General features: G+C 61.9%; 7 protein-coding genes. 3 read left to right on the top strand and 4 right to left on the bottom strand.

Annotated features, from left to right (window positions below; all coding sequences use genetic code 11):
- Nucleotides 1-118 precede the first annotated feature (118 nt).
- From JQC81_RS31630 to JQC81_RS31620, 3 genes are read right to left on the bottom strand one after another with little or no spacing between them, the layout of a single operon-like run.
- Nucleotides 119-1,090: a Bug family tripartite tricarboxylate transporter substrate binding protein gene (locus JQC81_RS31630; protein ID WP_203275734.1), complete on the bottom strand. Its 972-nt coding sequence runs from the start codon at nucleotides 1,088-1,090 to the stop codon at nucleotides 119-121.
- 26 nt (nucleotides 1,091-1,116) lie between these two features.
- On the bottom strand, nucleotides 1,117-1,461 hold the full coding sequence (locus JQC81_RS31625; RefSeq protein WP_203275733.1) for an AtuA-related protein: 345 nt from the start codon (nucleotides 1,459-1,461) through the stop codon (nucleotides 1,117-1,119).
- A gap of 1 nt (nucleotide 1,462) precedes the next feature.
- Nucleotides 1,463-2,809: an acyclic terpene utilization AtuA family protein gene (locus JQC81_RS31620; protein ID WP_203275732.1), complete on the bottom strand. Its 1,347-nt coding sequence runs from the start codon at nucleotides 2,807-2,809 to the stop codon at nucleotides 1,463-1,465.
- Nucleotides 2,810-2,896: 87 nt separating this feature from the next.
- On the opposite strand from JQC81_RS31620, the gene JQC81_RS31615 reads away from it, so the two are divergent.
- From JQC81_RS31615 to JQC81_RS31605, 3 genes are all read left to right on the top strand, one after another.
- On the top strand, nucleotides 2,897-3,790 hold the full coding sequence (locus JQC81_RS31615; RefSeq protein WP_203275731.1) for a LysR family transcriptional regulator: 894 nt from the start codon (nucleotides 2,897-2,899) through the stop codon (nucleotides 3,788-3,790).
- A 312-nt stretch (nucleotides 3,791-4,102) separates the two neighbouring features.
- The gene (locus JQC81_RS31610) at nucleotides 4,103-4,831 is read left to right on the top strand and encodes a vWA domain-containing protein (protein WP_203275730.1); all 729 of its coding nucleotides are present in this window, start codon (nucleotides 4,103-4,105) and stop codon (nucleotides 4,829-4,831) included.
- Entirely contained in the window at nucleotides 4,831-5,541 is a 711-nt protein-coding gene (locus JQC81_RS31605; protein WP_203275735.1) for a DnaJ domain-containing protein, read from the top strand. Before JQC81_RS31610 ends, JQC81_RS31605 begins: the two co-directional genes overlap by 1 nt.
- A 245-nt stretch (nucleotides 5,542-5,786) precedes the next feature.
- Here JQC81_RS31605 and JQC81_RS31600 read toward each other — a convergent pair whose 3' ends face one another.
- Nucleotides 5,787-6,443, bottom strand: coding sequence for a dioxygenase family protein (locus tag JQC81_RS31600; RefSeq protein ID WP_203275729.1), 657 nt, complete (start codon nucleotides 6,441-6,443; stop codon nucleotides 5,787-5,789).
- Nucleotides 6,444-6,807: the final 364 nt, after the last annotated feature.

Raw genomic sequence — 6,807 nt, 5'->3', positions numbered from 1 at the left:
TTCACTTGCTTGCCGCGTGAGCGCTCTACCGAGCGATTGAGCCTTTCGCGTCCCCTCTCCAAATTTGCGACACAATCCTCGGAAATGGCTTATCTCTTCGTTCAGACCCGCTGACCACTCACTCCGGCTGGATGCCTGCGGCCTTAACGATGTCGGCCCACTTCTTGATCTCAGTACCGACGAACGCCTTCAGTTCCTCCGGCGTGCTGGCCTCCGGCTCAATGCCGGCAGTGAGAAGCTTGTCTTGGGTGGTCTTGTCGTTGACCGCTGCCACCAGTGCCTCACGCAGCTTGTCGACCACGGGCTTTGGCGTTTTGGCGGGCACGAAGGCGGCAAACCAAGCGGCAAGGTCGTAGCCCTTCACGCCCGCCTCCTCCATGGTCGGCAAGTCCGGAGCCAGTGGGCTGCGCTTGGCGGTCGAGACTGCAAGTCCGTTTGCCTTGCCGCCCTTCACCTGCGGCAGTGTGGTCGAGATGTCGGCGAAGACGATGTTGATCTGCCCGCCGAGCAGGTCGGTGATCGCCTGCGGGTTACTGCGGTACGGCACGCCCCTGATGTCGACGCCACCCAGGGACTTCAGCATCTCGCCGGCAATGCGCGATGAGCTGGAGCCGAAGCCGAAGGTGAGCTCGCCTGGTTTTGCCTTGGCGTGGGCAATTAGTTCCTGGACGTTCTTGGCGGGAACAGATGGGTTCGTGATCAGTGCGAGCGTAATGGTGCCGAGCTTCGTCACCGGCTCGAAGCTGTTGATGGCATCGTACGGCACGTTCTTCATCAAGCTCTGGTTGGCGCCGTGTGTCGTGTTCGTGGTGATCAGCACGGTGTGCCCGTCGGGCTCGGCTCTGGCCACGTTCTGGGCGGCTAGGTTGCCATTCGCGCCGGCCATGTTCTCGATGATGATGGACTGCCCCAGCGTCTTGGAGGCATGCTCGCCCACGATGCGGGCGAGAGCGTCCGTCGCGCTGCCGGCGGCGAACGGGACGATGAACTTGATAGTGCGTGCAGGATAGGTCTGCGCCAGGGCAGGCAAGGCTGCCAGCATGGTTCCGGCAAGAGCTACGGTAGCAGCAGTCCAGGTCTTCACTCTCATGGGTTGTCTCCTCCAGGGGATGGTTGTCAGGCGTCGCCTTGGGCTGGCGCTTCGTGTGTGTAGGGATCGTCGGGAAGCTCAAGATCGAGCAGGGCAGAGCTCAGGCTCTTGCCGTGGGTGTCAAGGATCAGCGAGCGGGTCACGCCGCCCCCGAGCGCCTGGCGCAGGACGAAGTTCAGGGCGCCGAGGCTCGGGATCTCGTAGCGGATCACCTCACCGGCCACGAGGTTGCCGAAATGAGCTTTGACGCGCTCGGGCGTAATGTGCCGCAGCAGCAGCGGGTAGTCCTGCTCATCGAATGCAATCACCGAGATGCTGGACGTGTTGCCCTTGTCGCCGGTGCGGGAGTGGGCGATCTGGCGAAGCTTCATCTCAACACTCCACGTAGTGAACGGTGGGGCGTACGAGGTGGCGCGGGATGTAGGTCGAGAGAATGCCGACCACCTCGCGGGCTGACTTCGTCACGCCTCCCCCACCGGCAGGTCCGTTCGTGTAGAGGGTCTCGACCTCGTTGCCGATCCGCACGGCCTCGGCAAGGCTGTCGGTACGCCCCACGACGCGGATGCGGACCTCGTAGGGCTCATGGGCGCCGCTGTTTCCGGAAAGCCTGTCTCCGTGCAGAGAGTTGACGCCGATGAGATCGAAGCGCAGCTCGGAGGTGCTGACACCGGTGAGGTTAAGGCGCTCCCTAACGATGTCGAGCGCCAGCTCGCCGCGGGCGCGGGCGCCAGGTCCGGCATAGGAGATCTGCCCCTCGCCAACGAAGCCTTCGACTGTTCCGATGGACACCTTCAGGGTCTCGGGCCTGGGGCCGCCAGAGGCACCTTGAATGCGGATCCGATCAGATCCGACCTCCTCGACGGTAACGTTTGAGAAGTCGGCGATCACGTCTGGGGTAAGATATCGGGCGGGGTCGTGAATCTCGTAGAGGATCTGCTCCTTGCACGTGGCGGGCGTGACCCGCCCCCCGGAGCCCGCTACTTTCGTGATGACGACGGAGCCGTCCTCACTGACTTCGCCGATGGGGAAACCCAAACGGGCAAGGTCGGGAACATCCTTGTAGCCGGGATCGGCGAAGTATCCTCCCGTTACCTGCCCGGCACATTCGAGAAGATGCCCAATCAGTGTGGCTTGGCCGAGCCGATGGAAATCATTCAAGCTCCAGCCGAACTCATGGATTAGCGGGGCGGCGAAGAGTGAGGGATCGGCAGCCCGGCCGGTGATGACTATATGCGCGCCGTTGGCAAGCGCCTCGGCAATGGACTGCGCCCCAATATAAGCATTAGCTGACACGGCGCGGTTTCCAACGTCAGCAACGGCAGCACCTGTTTCCTCAATGCGGTAGTGGCCGTTGGACAGATAGGGCAGGACGTCATCGCCAGTGACGGCCGCAATCTTGAGGCCCGTGAGGCCAAGCTCCTGGGCAACGGCCCGGGTTCGTTCGGCCGCAGCCTGCGGATTAGCCGCCCCCATGTTGGTGACGATCCGGATATCCTTGGCATGGCAGAGCGGAAGAACCGCGCGAAACCGCTCCGGCAGAAGCGGGTCGTAGCCGGCAGCGGGATCCCTGAGCTTAGCCTGCTGGGCCAGAGCGATGGTGCGCTCAGCGAGGCACTCGAACACCAGATACTGAAGGTCGCCCTTCTCAGCTAGCTCGATGGCCGGCTCGATCCTGTCACCCGAGTAACCTGCGCCTGCGCCGATCCTGATCTGCCTCATGGGTCTCTCCGGCTCTCGCACGCATTAGACGCCGACCCTAGTGATCACACAATTGAAATGATTGGATCACAGTAATAGGCTGAGGTTATGAATCCTGACCTCCGCCAGATCCGCGCCTTCGTCACCGTCGCTCAGCTCGGCAGCTTCACACGCGCCGCCAGCCTCCTGAACGTCTCGCAGCCGGCGCTCACGGTGCAGATCCGCAATCTTGAAGAAGCCCTTGGGGTGCGCCTGTTCGACCGCAACACTCGAACGGTGTCCCTCACAAGGATGGGCCGGGAGTTCGTCCCGGCGTTGCAGCGCATCCTGAGGGACCTCGACGCTATTGTGGCCGAGGCGAGGGATGTGGCTGCCCTGCGGCACGGGATCGTTCGGCTTGCCGCCCTGCCGTCGTTTGCCTCTGGTGTCCTGCCGGAGATCATTGCACAGTTCCGGGAGGCAAACCCGAAGATCTCGTTCGTGATCCACGACGTGATCGCGAGCGGAGTCGTTGCCCAGATCCGTGAAGAGCAGGTCGACCTTGGGCTAACAGGCGGCCGGATCGTTGATCCTGATTTCGAAGTGCTGCACACGACGCAGGATCACATGCACGTTGTCTACCCGGTCGGACATTCGTTTGGGGACATGGAACAGGTTGATGTGGAGGCCTTGACCCTTCATCCGCTTATTCTGATGCATCCGGCCACGAGCGTGCGGTCAGTGGTGGATGCAGCGTTCCTTGCGGCCGGTCGCCTGCCGATCGTTGCCGCTGAAGCGACGTATATGTCGACCGCGGTGGGCATGGTGCGGGCGGGATTAGGGGCTGCCATTCTGCCCGGGTCTGCAATGGAGGTCCGAGCTGAGCAGACCTTGCGCTCGCGTCCTGTAGATGACCGACGATTTACCCGGGAGATCTCGATCATTAAGAAGGCGGAGCGGACACTTCCGCCCGCCAGCGAGAGCTTTGCCCATACCTTAATTCAGACACTACAAACCGCCTGAGCAGAGCATCACGGCGTCTGCGGAGAGTCCGGTCCGGGTCAAACGAAGAAATTCACTGCTCTTGAGGAACGTCCGATGTTTGCGTCTCAAGCGGACATTCGGCCTAGTTCCGACAATTGCCATATGTGACGGCCCATGATCCCTCTGGTGAGGGTGTTCCGCACCGCTTTCAGCGCCTAATACATCGAGCATTTGTCCTGCATGTTCTCCCTATCTTCGCAGGTCTCGCAACCTGGAGCTGCCGCGCTATGCCTCCGTATCCGGATTTACAGGCGCTCCCCCAAGCCCCACATCTTTGGAGAGGGAGATGTAATGGCTGACAAGAAGGATCTCACACGACCACCCACAACTGCTGGCAGTCCGGCTTCAATGGTTGACTCGTTCCTGGCGGAGGCCAAGCGCCTTGGGCCACTGGCCGGCAATGCGCCCCGGGCGCGGCTCGTGTTCGCGCTTGATGCCACCATGAGCCGGCAGCCCACCTGGGATCTCGCCTGCCGGGTCCAGGGCGAGATGTTCGCTGCGGCCAGCGAGGCCGGCGGCCTCTCAGTACAGTTGGTCTACTTCCGAGGTTTCGGTGAGTGCCGCGCCTCCCGCTGGGTCGCGGATCCGCGGGCTCTCACCGAGCTCATGACGAAGATCAACCGCCAGGGTGGTCAAACCCAGATCGGGCGGGTGCTCCGCCATGTCCGCACTGAGGCGAGCCAAACTCCAGTGAAAGTGCTCGTCTACGTTGGCGACGCCATGGAGGAGCCAATCGACGATCTCTGTGCCGTCGCAGGCGAACTCGGTCTCCTCGGAGCAAAAGCCTTCATGTTCCACGAGGGGCATGATCCTGATGCGGCCCGCGCCTTTCAGGAGATCGCCCGCCTGAGCGGCGGAGCCTATGCGCGGTTCGATGCAGGAGCCCCCCACACGCTGTCCGAACTCCTGCGTGCCGCAGCCACCTATGCGACCAGTGGCGTCGAGGGACTTGCCCGGCTGTCCGCCAGCAACGCGCAGGCCCATGCCCTGCTCACCACCATCAATGAGCGTAAGCCGTGATGCTGCTGTATGGCATCGCGGCCGTCACGGTCCTCTGGTTCTTCTTGAGCAACTTCGCGCATGCGAACCCTGCTACTCTGGCGAAATTTCTTAAAATCACCGGTGGGGTGCTGTCGTTGGGCTTGGCGGGCCTGCTTGCGGTGCGGGGGCGGGTCGACATGGCCCTGCTGACCGGAAGTCTCGGAGCCTGGCTCCTCGGGTGGAGCCGCTTCACCGTCCCTGGTCTTGGCACACGCTCGCAGCGGACCTCCGGCAGTACTTCGCGCGTCCGCTCGGGACTGATTGAGATGACGCTTGATCACGACACCGGCGAGATGGAGGGCTCCGTGCTTGCCGGTACTTTCGCCGGGCAGCAACTCGGGTCACTGGATGAGGCTCGCCTGCGGGATCTGCTGACGGAGTGCCAAGCCGGCGATCCGGACGGCGTACGTCTTCTCGAGGCTTACCTCGACCGTTGTTTTCCTCACTGGCGTGAAGATACTCAGAACGAGGAGCAGCGCCGGGCAGCCGCTCAGCCCACATCGGGTGTCATGAATCCGGAGGAAGCCTACCGGATCCTGGATCTCCAACCAGGGGCCACCCCCGATCAGATCCGACAGGCTCACCGCTCCTTGATGAAGAAGCTCCATCCGGATCAAGGCGGCTCGACCTATCTCGCCGCGCGGGTGAACCAAGCCAAGGACCTTCTGTTGAGCCGGCATGAAAGGTAATCGATGATGCCGCAGTGGCTGCTACTTGGCTTGAGTGGTGGATTGCTGATTATTTACAGGTCGAGTCCGCCCCGATTGCTGTCACACCCACAGCCTTTTGGCTGACCAGCCACAGTGATGATGCCTGAGTATCCTGTTGCGGATCGAAGCAGAAGATGCCCTGCCCTTAGAAGCGTACAGTGCTCCCTGCTTGAGCAGATACTCGGCTTATTGTCTGGGTGACGCGCTAGGCGAGAGCACCAGATCTAAACTGCCACGACAATATCGAAGCGTCCTTGGAGCGCGCCGGGCTCAGAGACCTGCCCAGAAGCCAAGGGAACGATCACGCTGCGGCGGGCCTGAGGGTCACGGATACGGCTGAGGACGCCATCCCGTGCGTTGAGGGGTTCGTCCTCAATGTACATCTGGGTAACCAGACGTCCCTGCCCCGGCAAATGCACGGCAAAGTGGATGTGGGGGGTCCGCCCGGGATACGGCACGGGTTTTATGGTGCGGAACCGATATCTGCCCTGTTCATCCACTTGGGTGCGGCCATAGCCCTGGAAAGCATGGTCGATGCGGCCCTGCCCTCCCGCACGCGGATGGCGATAGATGCCATTGGCATCACACTGCCAGATCTCGACCACACTGCCGGGCTTCGGCTGCCCGCGGGTGTCCAGCACCCGCCCAGACACGTGGACCACCTGTCCCAGAGCCTGAGCGGCTTGGCCCGTGACACGGACAAGGTCATTGTCCATGTCAGGGAGGAACTCGACTGGGTAGAAGGGCCCCTCCGTCTGTCCTGGTGTCGGGACAAGCTCGGCCGCGACCAGGCTCCGCGGGATGATAACGGAGGCTGATGTGACGGCCGCCTTGATCAGAAAAGAGCGTCGATCAGGATCAATGACAGTACGGTGGCTCATGCAGAACACCAGGCGTGGATCACTGAATGACAGCATAGACGACTGACCCTTCCAGACCAGTTCGCCGCATCCCACATCGCACGAACGTGATGAAAGGCGTGATGTCACTGCTCCAGATGCAGGGCTGAGGCAAACCTCCCTGCAAGCGTCCGCTGTCCCATGGTTTTCAGATCATCACGAAGGATCGGCTCCATGGTACCGGATGACATGCGGCTTGTGGCCGTACAGACCCAGCCCCCGGAGAAAACGGACATCACCTTCGACGGAAGAGCAAGCCACCAGTTCGGAGGGATGTGTCGCAAACTTTTTGTTTCAGAGTTCCGGCTACAACGTCGAGGCGACAGTGAGGGGGGACGCGGTGTTC

Origin of the sequence: Microvirga arabica, from assembly GCF_016811235.1 — a bacterium.
GTDB lineage: Bacteria > Pseudomonadota > Alphaproteobacteria > Rhizobiales > Beijerinckiaceae > Microvirga > Microvirga arabica.
Note: the sequence above shows the minus strand (reverse complement) of the source record. Positions and strands in the feature narration are given on the sequence as shown.

Coding starts and splice junctions, on each gene's coding strand:
- JQC81_RS31600 (WP_203275729.1), bottom strand. CDS start 6,443: ATGAGCCACCGTACTGTCATTGATCCTGATCGACGCTCTTTTCTGATC.
- JQC81_RS31610 (WP_203275730.1), top strand. CDS start 4,103: ATGGCTGACAAGAAGGATCTCACACGACCACCCACAACTGCTGGCAGT.
- JQC81_RS31625 (WP_203275733.1), bottom strand. CDS start 1,461: ATGAAGCTTCGCCAGATCGCCCACTCCCGCACCGGCGACAAGGGCAAC.
- JQC81_RS31630 (WP_203275734.1), bottom strand. CDS start 1,090: ATGAGAGTGAAGACCTGGACTGCTGCTACCGTAGCTCTTGCCGGAACC.
- JQC81_RS31605 (WP_203275735.1), top strand. CDS start 4,831: ATGCTGCTGTATGGCATCGCGGCCGTCACGGTCCTCTGGTTCTTCTTG.
- JQC81_RS31615 (WP_203275731.1), top strand. CDS start 2,897: ATGAATCCTGACCTCCGCCAGATCCGCGCCTTCGTCACCGTCGCTCAG.
- JQC81_RS31620 (WP_203275732.1), bottom strand. CDS start 2,809: ATGAGGCAGATCAGGATCGGCGCAGGCGCAGGTTACTCGGGTGACAGG.